This is a genomic window from Paenibacillus sp. PK1-4R (genome assembly GCF_030369595.1).
Lineage (GTDB): Bacteria > Bacillota > Bacilli > Paenibacillales > Paenibacillaceae > Paenibacillus.
In genome coordinates, this window is record NZ_CP126535.1 from 3165909 (window position 1) to 3185337 (window position 19429).

Annotated in this window: 20 protein-coding genes; 19 read left to right on the forward strand and 1 reads right to left on the reverse strand. The window is 45.0% G+C overall.

Annotated elements, in window-relative coordinates; translation table 11 throughout:
• Window positions 1–80 precede the first annotated feature (80 nt).
• The 10 genes from QNO02_RS13840 (at window position 81) to QNO02_RS13885 (ending at window position 9277) form a co-directional block, all read left to right on the forward strand.
• Window positions 81–419 (forward strand): DMT family transporter, encoded by a 339-nt coding sequence (locus QNO02_RS13840; RefSeq protein ID WP_133384669.1) that lies wholly within the window; start codon window positions 81–83, stop codon window positions 417–419.
• Window positions 419–733 (forward strand): DMT family transporter, encoded by a 315-nt coding sequence (locus QNO02_RS13845; protein ID WP_091030808.1) that lies wholly within the window; start codon window positions 419–421, stop codon window positions 731–733. The genes QNO02_RS13840 and QNO02_RS13845 overlap by 1 nt, the downstream gene beginning before the upstream one ends.
• Before the next feature lie 117 nt (window positions 734–850).
• On the forward strand, window positions 851–2251 hold the full coding sequence (locus QNO02_RS13850) for a DEAD/DEAH box helicase (RefSeq protein WP_091030807.1): 1401 nt from the start codon (window positions 851–853) through the stop codon (window positions 2249–2251).
• A 142-nt stretch (window positions 2252–2393) separates the two neighbouring features.
• The gene (locus QNO02_RS13855; protein ID WP_133384672.1) at window positions 2394–2750 is read left to right on the forward strand and encodes an MmcQ/YjbR family DNA-binding protein; all 357 of its coding nucleotides are present in this window, start codon (window positions 2394–2396) and stop codon (window positions 2748–2750) included.
• Window positions 2751–2912: 162 nt separating this feature from the next.
• The gene (locus QNO02_RS13860) at window positions 2913–3587 is read left to right on the forward strand and encodes a hypothetical protein (protein ID WP_289392447.1); all 675 of its coding nucleotides are present in this window, start codon (window positions 2913–2915) and stop codon (window positions 3585–3587) included.
• Between the two features lie 163 nt (window positions 3588–3750).
• Window positions 3751–4632: an alpha/beta hydrolase gene (locus tag QNO02_RS13865; RefSeq protein WP_289392448.1), complete on the forward strand. Its 882-nt coding sequence runs from the start codon at window positions 3751–3753 to the stop codon at window positions 4630–4632.
• A gap of 256 nt (window positions 4633–4888) precedes the next feature.
• Window positions 4889–6046, forward strand: coding sequence for a type III polyketide synthase (locus QNO02_RS13870; RefSeq protein ID WP_091030798.1), 1158 nt, complete (start codon window positions 4889–4891; stop codon window positions 6044–6046).
• A complete protein-coding gene (locus QNO02_RS13875) occupies window positions 6033–6752 on the forward strand; it encodes a methyltransferase domain-containing protein (RefSeq protein ID WP_289392449.1) in 720 nt (239 codons plus the stop codon). Before QNO02_RS13870 ends, QNO02_RS13875 begins: the two co-directional genes overlap by 14 nt.
• 6 nt (window positions 6753–6758) lie before the next feature.
• Window positions 6759–7907, forward strand: a complete 1149-nt coding sequence (locus QNO02_RS13880; RefSeq protein WP_289392450.1) for an NAD(P)/FAD-dependent oxidoreductase — start codon at window positions 6759–6761, stop codon at window positions 7905–7907.
• Between the two features lie 179 nt (window positions 7908–8086).
• The gene (locus tag QNO02_RS13885) at window positions 8087–9277 is read left to right on the forward strand and encodes an aminotransferase-like domain-containing protein (protein WP_105598637.1); all 1191 of its coding nucleotides are present in this window, start codon (window positions 8087–8089) and stop codon (window positions 9275–9277) included.
• 67 nt (window positions 9278–9344) lie between these two features.
• Here QNO02_RS13885 and QNO02_RS13890 read toward each other — a convergent pair whose 3' ends face one another.
• Entirely contained in the window at window positions 9345–9770 is a 426-nt protein-coding gene (locus QNO02_RS13890; RefSeq protein WP_091016472.1) for a MaoC family dehydratase, read from the reverse strand.
• Between the two features lie 161 nt (window positions 9771–9931).
• Between QNO02_RS13890 and QNO02_RS13895 the strand changes: the two genes are divergently transcribed.
• The 9 genes from QNO02_RS13895 to QNO02_RS13935 all read left to right on the forward strand — a co-directional run bounded on the left by QNO02_RS13895 (window position 9932) and on the right by QNO02_RS13935 (window position 19349).
• Entirely contained in the window at window positions 9932–10930 is a 999-nt protein-coding gene (locus QNO02_RS13895) for a LacI family DNA-binding transcriptional regulator (RefSeq protein ID WP_339309345.1), read from the forward strand.
• Window positions 10931–11047: 117 nt separating this feature from the next.
• On the forward strand, window positions 11048–11932 hold the full coding sequence (locus QNO02_RS13900; RefSeq protein ID WP_289392456.1) for an AraC family transcriptional regulator: 885 nt from the start codon (window positions 11048–11050) through the stop codon (window positions 11930–11932).
• 86 nt (window positions 11933–12018) lie between these two features.
• Window positions 12019–13284, forward strand: a complete 1266-nt coding sequence (locus QNO02_RS13905; protein ID WP_289392457.1) for an ABC transporter substrate-binding protein — start codon at window positions 12019–12021, stop codon at window positions 13282–13284.
• Between the two features lie 54 nt (window positions 13285–13338).
• On the forward strand, window positions 13339–14229 hold the full coding sequence (locus tag QNO02_RS13910; protein ID WP_036608160.1) for a carbohydrate ABC transporter permease: 891 nt from the start codon (window positions 13339–13341) through the stop codon (window positions 14227–14229).
• A 15-nt stretch (window positions 14230–14244) separates the two neighbouring features.
• Window positions 14245–15126: a carbohydrate ABC transporter permease gene (locus QNO02_RS13915; protein ID WP_091030782.1), complete on the forward strand. Its 882-nt coding sequence runs from the start codon at window positions 14245–14247 to the stop codon at window positions 15124–15126.
• Between the two features lie 200 nt (window positions 15127–15326).
• Window positions 15327–16736 carry a spore germination protein gene (locus QNO02_RS13920; RefSeq protein ID WP_289392458.1) on the forward strand — a complete coding sequence of 470 codons (1410 nt, stop codon included), beginning with the start codon at window positions 15327–15329 and terminating at the stop codon, window positions 16734–16736.
• Between the two features lie 41 nt (window positions 16737–16777).
• The gene (locus tag QNO02_RS13925; protein WP_176872648.1) at window positions 16778–17893 is read left to right on the forward strand and encodes a GerAB/ArcD/ProY family transporter; all 1116 of its coding nucleotides are present in this window, start codon (window positions 16778–16780) and stop codon (window positions 17891–17893) included.
• An 18-nt stretch (window positions 17894–17911) separates the two neighbouring features.
• Window positions 17912–19087 carry a Ger(x)C family spore germination protein gene (locus QNO02_RS13930; protein ID WP_289392459.1) on the forward strand — a complete coding sequence of 392 codons (1176 nt, stop codon included), beginning with the start codon at window positions 17912–17914 and terminating at the stop codon, window positions 19085–19087.
• 43 nt (window positions 19088–19130) lie between these two features.
• Window positions 19131–19349, forward strand: a complete 219-nt coding sequence (locus QNO02_RS13935) for a hypothetical protein (RefSeq protein WP_289392460.1) — start codon at window positions 19131–19133, stop codon at window positions 19347–19349.
• Window positions 19350–19429 lie beyond the last annotated feature (80 nt).

Here is a 19429-nt window from a genome sequence, read left to right on the forward strand (position 1 = left end):
TCCCGGGCTTTTTTTGTTTTTACGCTAATGTACCCATACTAGGTGTAAAAAAAATGAATTAGAGAAAGGGAGTTACAGGAATGAATAAAACGTGGATGTCGGTTGTGATTGCTGCTTTGTTTGAAGTGGGTTGGGTCATTGGATTGAAACATGCCAGTGGTCTGTTGGAATGGGGGTTTACATTGGTTGCAATTATCATTAGTTTCTCCTTGATGATTGCAGCTTCGCGGACACTGCCTGTGGGAACCGTGTATGCAGTATTTGTTGGCCTGGGTACCGCAGGTACAGTGCTTGCAGAGATTTTTCTGTTTAATGCACCTATCCAAACCGGAAAAATGGTACTCATTGGTGTACTTTTACTCGGCGTAATCGGGCTTAAAATGCTGAGCAAAGAGAAGAATAAGGAGGTGCAGCTATAATGAACTGGGTATTTCTTATCTTGGCAGGGGTATTTGAGATGATCGGAGTGCTGATGATAAACAAGTTGCACAAAGACCGTAATCTCATTTCACTGGTTCTATTGGTAGCCGGGTTTGGATTGAGTTTCCTGTTCCTGTCCCTTGCGATGGAAACTCTTCCGATGGGGACAGCATATGCGGTATGGACGGGAATCGGAGCTTCCGGCGGTGCTATTCTTGGCATGGTGTTTTACGGAGAACCTCGAAATGCCCTAAGAATTCTGTTTATCGCTATGGTGCTTGGATCGGCAGTCGGTCTTAAATTGGTCAGTTAAACAAAGTGATATTAAAAAGATAATGTACAGATTACGTTTTTAATGGTATCCTTATACGTTACGTGTGAAATAAAAGATGCGTCTTATTGATAGATGTGCGTAAATGAAGGAGACAACATGACATTTAAGGACTTAAATATTATCCCCTCTATTATGGAAGGGTTAAGCAAAGCAAATTATACTAATCCTACCCCTATACAGGAACAGGCCATACCAGCTGTATTAGCTGGCAGAGATCTGCTGGGATGTGCACAGACAGGAACAGGCAAGACAGCAGCATTCTCGGTGCCGATCATTCAATTATTAAGCGAAAGATCCAAAGGACCCAAGTCCGCACGACATATTCGCTCATTAATTTTGACACCAACACGAGAACTGGCTATTCAGATCGCGGATAACATCAAGGTATATAGCCGGTATACGGACATTCGTTGTACGGCAATCGTTGGCGGCGTTTCGCAAAAAGTACAAGAGCGTGCGCTGAATCAAGGTGCAGATATTATTATCGCAACACCTGGCAGATTGAACGATCTGATTAATCAGAAACGTATTGATCTGAAGATGGTTGAGATTCTCGTTCTGGATGAAGCAGACCGGATGTTGGACATGGGCTTCATTCATGATGTGAAAAGAATTATTGCCAAAATGCCGAACAAAAAGCAGACGCTGTTCTTCTCAGCTACAATGCCTCCTGAAATCACCAAAATGGTTAAAACCCTGCTGGTTGATCCAGTCAAAGTAGAAATCACACCGGTATCTTCAACAGTAGACCGCATTGAGCAGTCTATATATTTGCTGGAGAACGGCAAGAAGCAACATATGTTGAACCAAATTTTGGAGGATAAATCCATCGTCACGGCATTGGTGTTCACACGCACGAAGCGCGGCGCTGACCGGGTTACACGTGATTTGGCCAAAGTGAACGTTACGGCACAGGCTATTCATGGCAACAAGTCTCAGAACGAGAGACAACGGGCACTGAACAACTTCAAGAGTGGTGCAACACGTGTATTAGTTGCGACGGATATCGCGGCACGAGGAATTGACGTGGAGGAACTGTCACATGTCATTAACTTTAACCTGCCTAACATCCCGGAAACGTATGTTCACCGTATTGGCCGTACAGGTCGAGCTGGCAAAAGCGGGATGGCAATTTCGTTCTGTGAGAAGGATGAACTTCCATTCCTGAAGGATATCGAGAAAGTAATCAAAAAGACGATTCCTGAAGTGAAAGGTCATCCGTATCCAATGACAGGTGTACCTGTGTTTGATAAAACCAGCAAAGCAGCAGGCAGTAAACCTTCGTTCAACAAATCGGCTGCAGGCAAACCGGCGAAGTCCAAAGCTAACCCGGCGCGCAAGCCCAAATCCGAATGGTTTGCCAAGAGTGGTAAATCAAACAGTAGTCGTTCAAACGACGGTAGACCGAATAGCAGTAGATCAAACAGCAGTAGCAGTAAATCAAACCATGGCTCCTTCAGCCGCAGCAGCAAAACTAGGAATGATAGAGCCAATTAAGATCTAAATAAATCCAGATAAAACCTTCTCCATTGATATGGAGGAGGTTTTATTATGTGCTTTTATGTGCAACAAGCTTATTTACATACGAACTTACATTCGGTATCATTATATCGTCCACTGGTGAAAGGGAGGTACTGACTTGAAGGAAACGATGATTGAATACAGTTTGAACAAGAAAGGTGCGACCAAGGATTATCCATTTGGGCCTGATCCAGTCGCGATTAAGGTTGCGGGTAAGATGTTCGCGCTTATTTTTGAAAACAAAGAAAAGCACGGTCTCTTAAACCTAAAATGTGATCCCGTTATTGCAGAGAACCTGAGAGAGCAGCATGAAGCAGTTCAACCGGGATATCATATGAACAAAAAACACTGGAATACCATTACGCTGGATGGTTCATTGTCCGATGAGGATGTCTACGTCATGATCGATCACTCTTATGATATGGTTGTCCAATCCCTTCCGAAAAGGATTCGGGAATCTCTGGCCGAATCGTGAGACATTTCTATTTGATTTAACACACATTTATTTATCGTATAAAGGACGTGCCGAGCTTCGCCAATAAGGTAAGAAAGAAGAAATATATATTATGAGGTATGTAAAAAAGCCACTGGTCTGCTGGCCAAGTAGATTGAATATCATATGGAAATGAAGACATACATGAAGTCCGTGTGGGACCGTTACCTTGGAAATAAACAAGATCGAACAGCCATGATCAACGTTGTATCCCTTGTTATCAATGCTTTGATCGGAATAGGCAAGTTAATCCTGGGAATATATCTGCTTTCCGGATGGTTCATTACAAATGCGGTATATTATCTGATTCTGTGTGTAGCCAAAGGACAGGTGCTTCAAAAATATAAAGTTGCCAAAAGGATGAAGTCTCCAAAGGAAAGATATACATTAGAGCTTACGGTCTATAAGCGCGGTGGTCTTTTCCTGTGTTTTCTGGGCATGTCCTATTCACTGGTCTGCCTGCGAATGTATCTAATCGGCGATGCCTTCATATATGAGGGTAACATCGTGTATATCGTATCTACAGTGGCTTTTACCAAGCTGGTTTTTGCCGTGTATGGTACCTGGGCGAACCGTCATCTCCATAACCCGATCATATCTACATTAAAAATGATTAACTTCACCGATGCGATGGTATCCATCGTGGTGACCCAAGCGACATTACTTACCATGCAAGGCTCACCTCTTGCATTAAAAACCAGTAGCTTGTTTGGCATGGGGTGCAGCATTTTATTTTGTTTGATGGGGGTCTGGATGATGTTCCAGAAAAAACAGGAAACAAGCAAGGACCCAAACCGATCTCCTGGCACTGAATGTTAACATTGAAGCATTAAGAGCAGGGGAAGGTAATTTTGGTCCACGTTTGAGCATGTTGATCAATACATATCGAATGAATTGCACATGACGGAATAGACGAATGTCATCTATACTTAAGTGACAACGGAAGTAGGCGTATTGGCAATCCACTAAAGGAGTGATATCTATGGATCAACAACAACTGTCAATGGTACAACGTATGCGTCAAAATGTCGTCGGTACAGGTTCAGCTCTTCAACCCAGTTCCACGTATGCTGTCACAGTAGAAGAAGTCATGATTCCTACAACTAAAGGTGATACACGTGTTCTTGTGTATACACCGGATAGGGACCATTCCGCTCCTCTGCCGGTCTTCTTTAATATGCATGGGGGTGGTTTCATCTTGGGACAAGCAGAGATGGATGATCCATGGTGTCGCCTGATCGCTGATCGATCTGATTGTGTAGTCGTTAATATCGATTACAGTCTTGCACCGGAGCACAAGTTCCCAACGGCAGTCCATGAATGTTACGACGTTGTACAGTGGGTCCACGCCAATCCGCAATCCTTATCGGTTAACCCGTCTCTATTTGCTATCGGGGGGCATAGTGCTGGTGGTAATCTTGCTGCAGCAGTGTGTTTACTGAATCAGCAACGAGGAAGCGAGCTGCCAATTGTTCTGCAAGTTATGGATTATGCCGTATTGGATGTGGCTACAGATCCGGCCGAGAAACCGAGTTTTGAAGAAGCCATTCCAGCCGAGATCGCCAGAACGTTTAATGCCATGTACCTTGAAACGCCAGAAGATGCGCAAGACCCGTTGGCTTCACCTGTGCTTGCAACATCAGTAGAGGGTCTTCCAGAAGCATTGATTATTACCGCGGAGAAAGATTCACTGGCCCAAGAAGCAAGAACATATGCAGCAAGGCTGGAAGCAAGCGGTGTTAAGGTGACTCTTAAGGAGTACGAGGGAGCCGCTCACGGATTTACGCATTTTGGCGATCTCCAGATGGCTGAGGATGCCTGGTACCGGATGAGTGACAAGATCAGAGAAGCATTTTCCAAATAACGTACATCAGAACGACGTTGAGAAGTGGTTAGAAATTATTTGAGAAAGTTATTTAAAAAGATACCTTGAAGTCGCCTAATGGCGGCTTTTTTCATTCATTGGTGTGACTGCTTCAATGGCTTGATGAAACCAAGCTTCTGAGCTTGAGGATGTGTTAATAAACTGGATTAGGAGCCTTATTGAGATTATAACGATATCGTTAAGGGTAAGAGTTGTTAAATTAGAGGAAATAATGACCAATACCAGGAGGTTTATTATGAACCAATATAACAGTCCATCCGATATCGCGATTCTTGGCATGGGAACGGCTCTACCTGCTCACCCCGTAGCGCAGTCAGATATTGCAGAACTAATCGCTTCTTCTCTTCAGGATCGGCCAGATTTGGCTCGTTTTGCCAGACGAATATTCAAGTCCTGTGGTGTTGAAACACGATATACCGTGGAACCGAGCTATCTGGGTTCACTGGAAGAATGCCGTTATCTGCCCTCTGGTGAGCGATCAGACATCCCGACAACCGAAGAACGAATGAATACATACAAGCGAGAGGCGCTTCCACTCGGGATTGAGGCGGCAGAGAAAGCCCTGGAGGATTCAGGCGTATCTCCAAAGAGTATCACGCATATCATTACGGTCAGCTGCACCGGTCAATATCTGCCGGGTCTTGATGTTATGCTCATCCGTCATTTGGGTTTGTCTGCCCGAGTTAATCGACTGCCGCTGATCTTTCAGGGGTGTGCGGCAGGGTTGAAAGCCATTCAGATGGCACGAGATGTTGTGCAGGGAGCTCCCGGATCACAGGTCCTTGTGGTCTGTGTAGAGTTGTGCACCATTCATTTTCAGCCCGTACAAGATCGGGAAGCGCTGTTTGCAGCTTCATTCTTCGGAGACGCTGCTTCTTCCTGTGTAGTGGGTACACCAGAACCTCAGCACAAGAATGTTCTGAGTCTGGGCACGGGTTATTCTGTGCTTCTTCCGGATTCGACTGAAGATATGACCTGGGAGGTAGGGAATCTGGGGTATGACCTGTATCTATCCCCTCGTATTCCCAAGCTGTTAGGTGTTCACCTGGAAGAGGAACTGCGTCTCTTATTGCAAAGTGAACAGCTTCCTGAACTGTGGGCCATTCATCCGGGAGGACGTGGGATTGTGGACTCTGTACAGAATGTAATGAAACTGCGAGACGAGCAAACAAAGTATAGCAGGGATGTCCTCAGAACGTATGGTAACTTATCTTCCAATACCATTCTGTTTGTACTGAACGCGATGCGTGAGGACATGAAGGCACAGGTTCAATCCTCTACAGATGGTGTAGCCATGGCATTTGGACCGGGACTCACCGCAGAGTTGATGAAATTCACTTATGTACCCTCATTATCTTCAGTGATGGAGGAGCACGATCATGTCCTTTTTTAGAACATTGTCCATTCGAGCCAAGGAAGATGAACTGATGGATGATTTCTCTCTGGGAGGGGAGGAGCTGCGTGAAGCGCTTAGACATCTGAGACGTCTTAACAAAATATTTGCAGCACCTGGCCCAACTCTGGCTGGTGTAGAGAAGTTGTGGAACTCTGTCGGCAGGCCGGATAAGCTGACTCTACTGGATGTGGGGGCAGGTTCAGGAGATGTGAACCAGAAACTACTGCAATGGGCAGATCGTCAGGGTGTTCAGTTGGAAATTACGCTGGTTGATCTGACGGAAGAAGCGTGTGAGGAAGCGAGACAACTATTCCGTGACGAACCCCGAGTCCGGGTACAACGTGCCGATCTTACACAACTGCCGGATGCTTCAGCAGATATTGTGACAGGTTCCCAGTTCGTGCATCATTTTGACGGAGATCAGCTGGTTGATATGGTTTCTCATATGCTGCGAGCATCCAGATACGGTGTCGTCATTAATGATATTCACCGCCACCCCGTATCCTATAAGGCGGTCTGGATTACTACACGGATGATCTCGCGCAATCGTTATATTCGTCATGATGGGCCTCTTTCCGTAGCCAAAGGTTTTACAGGGAGGGATTGGAATGAACTTAAACAACGGCTCAATCATGATACGATGACTTATGAATGGAAGCCTTTGTTCCGTTACTCTGTTGTTATTCCCACGAAAGGCAGGTGATCTTACGTGTCGAAATCGATAGATGTGATTGTCATCGGAGCCGGAATTGCCGGCAGTACATGTGCAATGCAACTGGCAGGGAAAGGACATCGGACCCTTTTGCTGGATCGCCAGGAGTTCCCGCGACACAAAACCTGCGGTGAGTTCATGTCACCCGAAACCAAGGAGATGTTAGAAGTTCTGGATATTCACCTTCTGGACCGGTCGAAGAAACCCAGCACCATGGATCATGCCAAAATCGTTATGCCACAAGGCGGAGTGATCGAAGCACCGCTGCCGGGATTTGCATATGGCATAAGTCGATATGAGCTGGACCAGATTTTGCATCAGAAGGCTCTGGAGGCCGGAGCCCAGATTGTGACCAAAGCGACCATAACGAGCATCGAGCAGCTTGAGGATGCCAGTTATGAGGTTCAGGTGAAACAGGGAGATGAGCGGATCAGTTACAGAGCCAAAGCCGTCATCGGAGCACATGGGACCAAAAAGCCGCGTGGGATGGCTTCCGCACCTGATCTGCGGGACCAAACCGTATACGTTGGCGTTAAGTCCCACTTCAGCGGGATAGAGATTCCCGCACGGGTAGAGTTATATTTTTGCCAAGGTGGTTACGTGGGCATTTCCCCAATTGAGGATGGCATTGTGAATGTCGCCGCATTGTTGACACTGGATACCGTCCAGGGAAGTGGCAAGTCTGTAAACGATATTTTACAGGCGGCATCCCTGACAAACGTGAGTTTGGCAGCCCGTTTAGCCGAAGGAATGCCTGTAGATGGAACGCAAGTGTCGATTGCGCCCTTGCATCTGTCCAACGTTCCTGAGCCATGGTCTCAATATCCGCATATTGGGGATGCCATGCTGATGATACCACCCTTATGTGGAGACGGAATGTCCATTGCCCTTCGCTCTTCACTCCTGTGTGCAAGGTGGACTGACAAGTACCTGCAAGGCGACATTGAACATGCCGATTGGCAGAGTAATTACACGCTGGAAGCAAGCCGGGAATTCACCCAATTGCTCAGACGCGCAAGAAGAATTCAAAAGCTGGCTTTTGCCAAAACCAATAAATTCTATCCCGGTCTGGCTCGGATGATCCCAGGTCTAGCCGCTTATGTTGTGAAGGCCACACGGTTATCCGAGATGAACGCAGCGCGCTAACAGGCTGAAACTTTGCTCAATACTTATGCAAAAGAGGTTGCTGACGGCAGCCTCTTTTTTGGTGTATAAACATTAATTTTGTCGAGACAGTTTGGAAATTTGGGAAATGCTCGTATAATAGAATCTAATGTAATGATAGAGAACTAAGTCAGATGAAATGTCGGGAGGCACTATTTAAGATGAATTATTCATTTTCCAATCGTATCGCTGCACTGCAACCATCCATTATTCGAGAGATTCTGAAGGCTTCTTCGGGTCAAAATGTAATTCCATTCGCTGCGGGTAATCCCGCTCCGGAAACCTTTCCTATTGAGGCGATTCGCACGTTCACCCAAACCATTCTGGAGCATGACCCGGTCACGGCTCTGCAATATGGAATTACGGAAGGATATGTTCCCCTCAGGGAAGCATTGACTCAACATTTGAAGACAGGGTTTGATACAGGGACTGCAGCCGATCAATTGTTCATTGTATCTGGAGCGCAGCAGGGGATTGAACTTGCCTGTAAAGTGTTCTGTAATGAAGGGGATACAATTATCTGTGAGAGTCCGAGCTTTATCGGTTCCTTGAACTCCTTCCGGGCATCCGGTGCAAAGCTTGCTGGCGTTCCGATGGAGATGGACGGTATGGATATCGAGAAGTTGGAAGAGGCGCTGCAAACGGAGAAAAATGTGAAACTGATCTACGTGATCCCAAGTTTTCAGAATCCGACCGGCGTAACGACAAGTCTTGCGAAACGTAAAGCCATATACGAGCTGGCCAAGAAGTATGGCGTTATGATTTTGGAAGATAACCCGTACGGAGAACTTCGATTCAATGGAGAAGATGTGCCAACCATCAAATCTATGGATGATGAGGGGCTGGTCATCTATGTTGGATCATTCTCCAAAATTCTGTCGGCGGGACTGCGTGTCGGTTTTGTACAAGCACCACATGAAGTTGTGGAGAAGATGGTTGTTGCCAAACAGGGAGAAGACGTACATACAGCCATGCTTCCACAGATTCTGGCATACAAGTTCATGACGGAGTATGACTACGCGGGGCACATTAACAGCATTCGTGAGGTATATCGGAGAAAAGCAACATTGATGATGGACAACCTGCAAGAGCATATGGGTAAGTCCATTACGTATACTCAACCGGATGGTGGGCTGTTCCTCTGGTGTGACCTGCCAGCACATGTGCCAATGCTTGATTATGCCAAGACAGCGGCAGCTCAAGGGGTTGCGGTTGTACCGGGAAATGCATTCCTGGTGAACGAGCAAGACCCTTGTAATGCCATCAGACTTAATTTCTCAACCCCGTCAGACGAACAGATTGTCAAGGGCGTAGAGATTTTGGGGCAGGTATTGAAAGGTTATAACGCTTAAAAATGCTTCAATGTGATACATCTACGAAAAGCCGCCAATTTGCGGCTTTTTTGGCTTTTTCTCAGCCTTAATTATCGATTAATGCACTTAATTCTGCCTGAAATACCTTTTGATTCTTTTGATTGAAAGTACTCAGCAGCACCGTAACAATCCCATTTCCTTTTCGTCTGGGAGACAGTCCAATGACTTCTGCAATGACATGAAGTTCATCATCCGGAAAGACAGGTTTCAGGAATTGAATGTTATTCATCCCGGTGCCCGCCACAACATGCTCTCCATAGACCCCAACCTCAATCCATAATTTAAAGGAGATATTCATCGTTTGCATGCCAGAAGCAATTAAACTGCCGAATCGGCCTTGCTTGGCCTTTTCCTCATCCAAATGCATGTACTGTGGGTCATAGATTGTGGCAAACTCAATAATATCACTCTTGGATAATGCCAAGGATGTGGTTTCGTAGCGCTGACCTATTACATATTCACTAAATCTCATGAAGGCACCTCGGTTTCTTTAATATGTTTTTTCGTAGTTGATGTTTTGCTAAGAGACATGACTGGACTGACGTGTTAAAATGCTAGTGAACTATCCCGTGTGTATTGCTGTGTTACTGCCATAATGGACTAAACAGATGAAACTGTCTTTGAGGAGTATATATGATGACAACGATTAAAGATGTAGCCAAGATGGCTGGTGTAGCCAGTTCGACCGTATCTTGTGTACTCAACGATAAAGGGAATGTAAGTGAGCCAACAAGACTTCGAGTACTTGAGGCAGCGACTCAACTCAATTACGTTAGGCATGGTCCTGCATCGGAATTAAAACGAAATAGTACACAAACCATTGGTGTTATTGTCCATGACATGTCCAGTCCGTATTTCTCGGATTTGGTGAACGGAATAGAAACCGTCGTTATGAGTCATGGATACGATATGATCGTATGTAGTTCGTTGGGTGGAGAGAAGTCGACAGCCCATCGTTACATTCGTGAAAGAAGAATTGACGGAGCTATTGTTATCGCTCAGAATATTCAAGATCAGTTGCTTGTTGAAGCATCTGAAGCAGGCTTTCCGATTGTTGTCATGGATCGGGATCTGGATGCTCAACATATTGTAAAGGTTTTGATGAGTGATACGCAAGGCGGTTACTTGGCTACCCGTTATCTGATCGATAAAGGGCATCGGACAATAGCTTATATTAGTGGCCCGTCACAATCGGAATGTAATCTCCATCGTTATCAAGGTTATTTGAAAGCCTTGAAGGAGGCAGGCATTGAAGAGAACCCCGAATGGAAAATTGGCGGACAATACATGAAGCAAGATGGCTACAATGCAGCCAAGAAACTGCTTGAAGGAGAGTTGCCATCCGCTGTATTTTTTGCAAATGACGAAATGGCGATCGGCGGCTTGGAAGCCTTCAGGGAGCATGATATCTCAATACCTGAGCAGTTATCCGTAATTGGCTTTGACAATATACCTGCATCTCAATACATGAATCCACCTCTAACCACATTTCGTCAGCCGAAGAGGGATGCAGGCCAGCTTGCAGGTCATGTTCTCTTCCAACTGCTGAACGGAGAGATCGTAGAGACGTTATATACACTGGACATCCAATGCGTGGAACGTGATTCTGTTCGGCTCCTCAACCTGAGTTGAGGAGTTTTTTGCATTCTATAGAATTTTAAATACTTAAAAAGAAAGGAGAGTAGCCATTCATGCATAATATAAAGACGAGGAGTTTTTTTGCGTTGGAAATAAATGGAGGTTGATACGATGGGCGTACCCACTTTTTTGGAGACAGGCCATATGCAAGAAGGTTTTCCCATTCGGGTAATTCATACAGGAAATCAGTTCAATTATGCTGCACACTGGCATGATGAGGTTGAACTGGTTCTCGTCAATGGAAAGAGCGCCAGAATTGGCGTGAACGACCACGTGTGTGAGTTGGAAAAAGGGGATGTGCTGCTGATCAAACCAGGGGATGTGCACTGCTTTTTGCCGGGGACCGAACATTTGACCATTATCTTGTTCCGACTCGAATTGTTAACCGGGAGTTTCACCACCGAAGCCGAAATTCAGGATCTCGGACAACTTTTCAACAAAACAACAGTTATTCCCTCGGATACGGGAAGTCAGAGCAATCTGACTCAATATATAGATGACATCATTACCGAGAAGAAAAATCAGAAGCCAGGATACCGATGGTTAATGGTATCCAGGTTGTATGATCTCATCATACTTTTATTACGTACAAAAGTACCGGTTACCACCGATGAATCTTCATCTTCAGGATGGGCATGTACTTCTTCCAAAAAATTTGAATTCCTTGAATCGGTCTGTGAATACTTGGAGGAGCACTATGCTGAGCCGATTAAGCTGGAACAGGTAGCGGAACATATTAAATTCAGCAAGTTCCATGTCTGCAAACTGTTCAAAGAGATCAAGGGAGTAACACTGATGGAATACTTGAATCATTTTCGAATTATCAAGTCAGAGTGGGCATTATTGTTCCGTCAGGATACGATTCTGGAGATTGCGATCGGACATGGATTTAACAATGTTAACTCCTATAATCGTCTTTTCAAAAAATATAATGACTGTACACCCTCCGAGTTTCGTAAGAAACATCGTACGAATATGACAAAATATGGAGGATAATGCACAATATTTGTGGAGAAAGCCCTCTCCAAAATCAATATACTCTAATAAATTGTAAGCGTTTCCTTTTTTGAAGGAGGGGGCCTATGAAGAAGTGGTTTAAGCCAACTATTGTATTTGTATGTGCAGCGATGTTGTTAGCTGGTTGTCAGTTCAGTCCATCGAATCAAACCAAACAACAGGAGATTACCGTGTGGAGTTTTACAGATGAAGCAGGGTACGCCATCGAGAAATTCGAACAGAAATATCCTGACATCAAAGTGAACTTTGTCAACATCCCCGGTAATTTCTATATCACCAAGCTGAAATCTGCGCTACAGACAACCTCGAAGGCTCCAGATGTATTTATGATTGAAAATGCGAATATTCGAGAGCTGATTGACGTTCCATATCTGGAGAATTTATCAGCTTCGCCGTATAACGCCAATGAACTTATCGAGGAACAATATGCTTTTGTTCAGGCCAATGAAAAGGACAGTGAGGGAAATGTCAGAGCGATAGGTTATCAGGGAACACCAGGGGGCATCTACTATCGTCGGGATTTGGCGAAAAAATATCTGGGCACCGATGATCCTGAGCAGGTGGGTTCACAGATCGATACATGGGAGAAGATCTTCGAGATTGGAGAGAAGGTACAGCAACTTAGCGGGAATAAAGTGCATGCATTGGCGAATTGGAACGCTATATCGAATTCATATGATGGTATACCTTGGGTGAAGGACGGCAAACTTGTCATCGATCCAACTTACTTGGAAGTGCTCGATCTTGTACGTGAAGCACGTGAGCGGAATGTACTTGCCGAGTATGAAGATGGAAGTGCAGGTTACGCTGCATCCATGCAAAAAGGAGAGGTCATGTTCTATCCCGGGGCAACCTGGGCACTGCAATATACGTTCAAGGCCAACGCCCCGGATACCGAAGGCATGTGGGGCTTGGCTCAGGGACCGTCAGCGTTTAGTGCAGGCGGAACTTATATAGCGATGTATAGTAAAAGTGACAAAAAGGATCTGGCCTGGAAGTTTATTGAGTTCTATAACTTTGACCACGACTTTCTGTCCGAGTTAGCGAAAGAACAGGATTATTTCACCAGCAACATGGTTGTGAATGATGAACTTGCCCAGTCGCTCTCATCGTCCTACTTGGGAGGACAGAAGCATTTCGAGTTTTTCTCGGAGGCTGCAAAACGGGTACCTGTATACGAACGCACCAAATATGATGCCACGATTAACAATGATATCTACAAGATTGTACTCCAGTTATATCTCAATAAGGACATTCAGACAAAAGAAGAAGTCGTAAAGCGAATCAAACGTGATGTTACCTTGAGATTTCCGGAGCTGGAAGTGGATTAGCTTATAAGCGAGCGAATGATTATACACATCCGATGATAACTGGGGGGATAGAACATGTTTGCCAAAACGATTCGCAAGGACCATTACGGCTACTACTTCATTGCTCCGTTTTTTATTATTTTCACCACTTTTGGGCTGTATCCCATTTTATATTCGCTTTACATCAGTTTTACCAACTTTGATGGGATCACGACACCTGACTTTGTAGGGATCGGTAACTACGTCGCCGTATTACAAGACCCGTTGTTCTACAAAACCTTGTTTAATACGTTATTCATCTGGGGCGTATCTGTAGTTCCGCAGCTCACAATCTCACTTGTGTTGGCTTTTATCTTGAATGATAAGCTGCTCAAAGGACGGGACTTTTTCAGAGCCGTATACTTTTTTCCAAACATCGTTACGGCGGCATCACTTGGACTACTTGTCAGCTTGATTTTTGACTGGCAGTCTGGCGGACTAAATCATTTTTTGGTGCAGACCGGCATAATACAAGATCCAATTAACTGGAAAAATGATCCCTGGTTTATGCGTCTGATTGTATCATCCATTTTGTTTTTTCAATACTTTGGCTATTCCATGGTCATCTACTTAGCTGGTCTTCAGGGCATTGATCCTTCTCTGCTGGAGGCTGCCCAGATGGATGGCGCGAAAAAGAAACATATTTTCATCCATATTATCGTGCCAATGCTCCGTCCAATTATTTTGTTTCAGATGATTACATCTATTATTGGGGGCATCCAGATTTTCGATCAGCCATTTACACTAACCAACGGCAATGGCGGTCCTGACCGGGCAGCCATGACCAGTATTATGTATCTCTATAATGTAGCATTTCAGAGCACGCGTTTTGGTTACGGCGCTGCCATCGCATTTTGCCTGTTCATCATTATCATATTGTTGTCTGTTGCATCCTTCATCATGACCAAGCGCAAGAGCCGTTCATAGGGAGGGGAGTTCTTCATGCAAACTGCGAAATCAATGGAACAACCAAATGCAGCAATTCAACATTATGCCAACACAAGGCGACTAACGGCGGGTAAGATCATCATATATCTGTTGCTGATTGGTCTAGCCGTACTCTGTATTATTCCATTCTATCTGATGCTCATCTATTCCACACACAATAATGCAACGATTGCTTCGACGTTTACATTTCTCCCTGGATCATTCTTGATTGATAATTATATGAACATGGTATCCAAAATCAACATATGGCGTGGGTTTGCCAACAGCATATTTATTGCTGGAACATCGACCGTATTATCTCTGTATATTGGGGCTTTAACTGCCTATGGATTTGCCAAATTTAAATTCAAAGGACGAAACGGGTTGTTCCTGTTTCTGTTAGCAACCATGATGGTGCCGGGTCAACTGGCTTTGATTGGCGTATATCGACTATTCAGCATGATGGGACTTCTGGATAGCTACGCCGCAATTATTTTGCCTGCTGCGGCTAACGCATTTAATGTATTTTTTATCAAACAGTTCATGGAGAGCAGCATCCCGGATGAGATTATAGAATCTGCGCGGGTGGACAGTGCCGGTGAGTTCCGGACGTTTAATCAGATTGTACTGCCTATTCTGGGGCCGGCAATCGCCGCCCTTGGCATATTCACGTTTATTGGATCATGGAATAATTTCCTGACACCGCTGGTGCTATTTTTCTCCCTGGATAAATATCCGCTTCCGGTATTGGTTGCGCTAGTGCAGGGGTACTATGGAATGGATTATGGGCTCTTGTATTTGGGTGTAGCGATCTCAATCCTGCCTATTATTATTGTATTCTCTGTATTTTCCAAACAGATTATTGGGAGTGTTGCTTTGGGTGCTGTGAAAGGATAGTGATAAATAGAAAATAGGGAATTTCAAAGATCAAGATCAACGAATTCATAGGAATGCAATAGCGTTTTATATCATCAGAGTCGCTCATGAGGGCGGCTTTTTTGGCATTCTATATTTTGCGTATATATCCCATCTGATAAGTAAAGGATACCTTTAACTGAGAATATCTGGACGGAGCGTTTACGGAAAGGGGAGGCGTCATGGACACATCAGCGATAACACAACAGGACCTGCCATTAACCGGACAACTTGTTATTGATCAAGAAATGTTACGCTCCGTTTTTGCGGGTTGCTCGGACGTTATATTTCATACATTCCAAACCGCGTGTCTTACATCAGCGTTATGCGTATATTGTGTTGGTGTATGCGATACGGAGCGGCTGGAACGACAGGTACTAACGCCCCTTCAGGAAACGGGGATCAAAGCTGCGCAAGTTCCCCTGGCTTCTGTTAAGCAAGTTGAAACGACTACTCAGGCAGTACAGGCCATATTTGAAGGAGAAGCTCTGTTACTGCTGGACGGTTCAATAGGAGGAACTACATACCCTCTATACCAAGCTGCAAATCGTTCAACGGAAGAACCGTTAGCTGAATCGACCGTGCGTGGTGCACGGGATGGGTTCACAGAATCGTTGACCATGAATATGTCTTTACTGCGCAAACGTCTCAAGACACCTGTATTGAAGATTCATACACGTAATATGGGAGATCGTACAAACACCAGTATTTCACTTGTATACATGGAGGGGATTATTGACCCCAAACTTGTTAAGGAAGTGGAGACACGACTTGGCGATTTAAAACTCCGAGACGTACTGGAGAGTCAGTACATTGAAGAAGGCATTGTTGATCAGCGATATTCACCATTTCCACAGATGATTGCGACGGAGCGCCCGGATGTCGTTGTTTCCAACTTGCTGGAAGGTCGTTTTGCTATTCTCGTTGACGGAACGCCGTTTACCCTTATCGCGCCAGTGACCATTTTTTCCATGTTACAATCCCCCGAAGATTATTATCAAAATGTGTTCATGAGTGTTTTTGTACGCTGGCTGCGATACATTTTTTTTGTTTTATCCATGCTGCTTCCATCGGCTTATGTAGCGATTACGACGTTTCATCAGGAGATGATTCCTACCGTATTACTTCTCAGTATTGCTCGGGCGAGAGAAGAGATCCCTTTTCCTGCACTGGTGGAAGCACTCATTATGGAAATTGCCTTTGAAGCATTGCGTGAGGCTGGCGTCCGATTGCCCAAGCAGGTCGGATCAGCGGTCAGTATCGTGGGAGCCTTAATTATTGGGCAAGCGGCGACGAGTGCCGGAATTGTCTCAGCCCCCATGATTATCATTGTCGCGATTACCGGTATCGCTTCTTTCATGATCCCTCGCTATGCTGCCAGCATCGCGACCCGTCTACTACGTTTTCCCATGATGTTTCTGGCAGGAACGCTGGGACTCACGGGTGTCATGTTGGGAGTCATCTTGGTTGTCATTCATCTAAGCAGTCTTCGTTCATTTGGAACCCCTTATCTCTCACCGGTAGCACCTACGATGGCTAAGGAACTTAAGGATGTATGGTGGCGTCCATCCCCAAGGAACAAACCACACTAGAACAATCTACATTTCGAGCAAACAAGGGAGCGGGATTACATATGTTGACTGACAAAGGGAAAATATCGGTGACTCAATTGGCATTTATGGTCTTTCCCGCCATTCTCGCAACGGCTATCCTGTCTGTGCCTGGAATTACAATGCACTATGCAGGACATGACATGTGGATGACTCCAATTATAGGTTCTATTGTTGGATTGGCTGCTATTGGTATTTCCGTTGGACTTGATCGTCTGTACCCTGGAAAAACACTCATTCAATCCAGTGTATTGATTATTGGTCGGATTCCGGGCAAGTTATTCGGTCTGATATATATCGCTTTCTTGCCCCACCTGACGGGCTTGATTATTCGGGAATACGGTGAATTCATTGTTAATAATGCACTTCCGCGTACACCTTTGTTTGTTGTGATGGGTACCATGGTTGTTGTATGTGCGATTAATGTCAGACTCGGGATCGAAGTTGTCGGACGAACCTCTCAGGTGTTTGTTACCCTGCTGATCGTGCTGCTGGCTTTGATCTTTATATTATTGATTGGTGAACTGAATCCTGCCGAGCTGTTTCCTTTTATGGAGAAGGGTCCAATTCCCATTATTACGGGGGCTGCTGCACCTGCTGCATGGTTTAGTGAATATATCGTGTTGGCTTTTCTGCTACCTTATGTGAATGAAAAAAAACGAATAACCCGGGTCATGCTGGGTTCCCTTGTGTTTACAACAACTGCAATGACAGTTACCAATCTGTTTTGCCTGTTTTTAATTGGTGATTTGACGGATACATTTGTATTTCCGGTCATGATCGCAGCAAGATACATAACCATTGCGGACTTTTTGCAGCATATCGAATCCCTTATTATAGCCATCTGGATTTTCGGTATTTTCGTTAAAATTTCCGTTTTTCTATATATCTTTGCTACATCAACCGCGGAATGGTTTGGTTTGCGAGACTACAAACCTGTGGTTGGTCCACTTTCGTTCCTGTGTATGGTATTTGCTTACTGGGTTGTGTCCGGTGGATCCGGTATTTCCAGTTTGGTTAGCGCTTCAGCCAACTTGTATACGATCAGCATTTTATTTATCCTTCCTGCTATGATCTACGGTGTCGCATGGCTGAAGAAAGGGTGGGCACATTTTCGGAAGAATCGAGCGAACACCTGATTGATGGGGGAGGAGCACTTGCGAATATATAGAGTACTACTAATGCCAATATTGTGTTGTGTGCTTTTAAGTGGATGCTGGGATCGCATCGAAATTAACGATTTGGCTATCGTGCTGGCTACAGGGATAGATTATGAAGATGGCAAAGTACAATTGACTTCACAGATTTTCATTCCGCGAAAGGCGAGTGCAGGAGATAGCAGTGGGAGTGGAGGCAGTCCAAGCGGGGTTACAATGATTCGAACAGCGGAAGGACGTACAATTGCGGAGGCATTGAATCGGTTACAACGTAAAGTTCCCCGGAATATGTTCTGGGGCCACTGTGAAGTCATAATCATCAGTGAGCAAGCCGGCAAACGCGGTATTCGCGAGTATATCGATTTCTTCCTGCGTTACCCTCAGTTCAGGGAGCATGCATATGTCTTTTCCAGCGAAAAGGCTGCGAAAGATATCCTTGCGTTACTTGATCCATTGGAGCGAAGTTCTGCTGAATCGTTGCGTGAGATGGCCAATCTGAAGTTAGGTACACGTGTTACTGCCCTTGAACTGGCTAAATCTATTGAAGGTCCGAGCAGTTCCGCCATTTTGTCTCGCATGTTAATCTTACCCCCGGAGCCCGATCAGGATAAACTGACGACTACGCCATATGTGAAAGGTCTGAGTATGTATAAGAAAGATCGTTATGTCAAGACGGTCAAAGAACCACTAAGCGTAGGTGTATTACTACTTGCTAAAGAACTGAACAACATTATCATGCCCGTTGAGTTTGAGCCGTTAAAGGGTTCTTTTTCGATAAGACTCATTGAAAATAAAACCTCCTTGAAACCGCGAATCGTAAACAAACAGTGGAGTATGAAGGTCGATATCCAAACCAGGGGAGAAGTGGTGTTAAATACAACAGATGCCAATCTGACTGATCCTGCTGTATTAACTAAACTGGAAAAGGAATGGTCGGCTAAGCTCACATCTTTGGCTCATGATGCTTTAGACATGTCCCAGAAAGAGCTGCGCTCCGATTTCTTCAAATTCGCAGTTGAATTCCGCAGATATTACCCAAATCAATGGAAGGCGCAGGAGAAGAACTGGGAAACCATCTATCCTGATATGGAAGTGGAAGTCAAAGTAGATGCACATGTAGTACGTACCGGAAAATCAACAGGACCACAGGGGATACCTAATGAGGACGAAAGTTGAACAGAATCGGCTCCTGTACAAGCCTGAGAAGAGAGGTGATTGCATGAAACTAGGCTCAATCCTTGGTATTTTGCTGCTGGCGACTGCGATAGTGTATGGAGAGTGGAAGAGCAGCAAAGAGAAACGAGCCAGAATATTGATCGCGGGAATTACTGCTGTGGCGGCAGTAATTGGGATTATTCTTCTCTTTCAGCCCCGTTTGCCTGGTCCTACCCAGTTTGTGAAGCTTGTATTTGGAAGTGTGGATAAATTTATGAAGTGAAAAAGATAGAGAAGAAGGACCAAGTCTCTGCGTATCAGAGGCACGGTCCTTCTTTATTTAAGTGAGCTGTATCCAGTTAG

Bases quoted from the DNA above. Each gene is read 5' to 3' on its own strand.
- QNO02_RS13870 (WP_091030798.1), top strand. From the start codon at position 4,889: ATGAACCAATATAACAGTCCATCCGATATCGCGATTCTTGGCATGGGA.
- QNO02_RS13875 (WP_289392449.1), top strand. From the start codon at position 6,033: ATGTCCTTTTTTAGAACATTGTCCATTCGAGCCAAGGAAGATGAACTG.
- QNO02_RS13900 (WP_289392456.1), top strand. From the start codon at position 11,048: ATGGGCGTACCCACTTTTTTGGAGACAGGCCATATGCAAGAAGGTTTT.
- QNO02_RS13920 (WP_289392458.1), top strand. From the start codon at position 15,327: ATGGACACATCAGCGATAACACAACAGGACCTGCCATTAACCGGACAA.
- QNO02_RS13925 (WP_176872648.1), top strand. From the start codon at position 16,778: ATGTTGACTGACAAAGGGAAAATATCGGTGACTCAATTGGCATTTATG.
- QNO02_RS13885 (WP_105598637.1), top strand. From the start codon at position 8,087: ATGAATTATTCATTTTCCAATCGTATCGCTGCACTGCAACCATCCATT.
- QNO02_RS13905 (WP_289392457.1), top strand. From the start codon at position 12,019: ATGAAGAAGTGGTTTAAGCCAACTATTGTATTTGTATGTGCAGCGATG.
- QNO02_RS13845 (WP_091030808.1), top strand. From the start codon at position 419: ATGAACTGGGTATTTCTTATCTTGGCAGGGGTATTTGAGATGATCGGA.
- QNO02_RS13935 (WP_289392460.1), top strand. From the start codon at position 19,131: ATGAAACTAGGCTCAATCCTTGGTATTTTGCTGCTGGCGACTGCGATA.
- QNO02_RS13840 (WP_133384669.1), top strand. From the start codon at position 81: ATGAATAAAACGTGGATGTCGGTTGTGATTGCTGCTTTGTTTGAAGTG.
- QNO02_RS13910 (WP_036608160.1), top strand. From the start codon at position 13,339: ATGTTTGCCAAAACGATTCGCAAGGACCATTACGGCTACTACTTCATT.
- QNO02_RS13895 (WP_339309345.1), top strand. From the start codon at position 9,932: ATGATGACAACGATTAAAGATGTAGCCAAGATGGCTGGTGTAGCCAGT.
- QNO02_RS13890 (WP_091016472.1), bottom strand. From the start codon at position 9,770: ATGAGATTTAGTGAATATGTAATAGGTCAGCGCTACGAAACCACATCC.
- QNO02_RS13865 (WP_289392448.1), top strand. From the start codon at position 3,751: ATGGATCAACAACAACTGTCAATGGTACAACGTATGCGTCAAAATGTC.
- QNO02_RS13850 (WP_091030807.1), top strand. From the start codon at position 851: ATGACATTTAAGGACTTAAATATTATCCCCTCTATTATGGAAGGGTTA.
- QNO02_RS13860 (WP_289392447.1), top strand. From the start codon at position 2,913: ATGAAGTCCGTGTGGGACCGTTACCTTGGAAATAAACAAGATCGAACA.
- QNO02_RS13915 (WP_091030782.1), top strand. From the start codon at position 14,245: ATGCAAACTGCGAAATCAATGGAACAACCAAATGCAGCAATTCAACAT.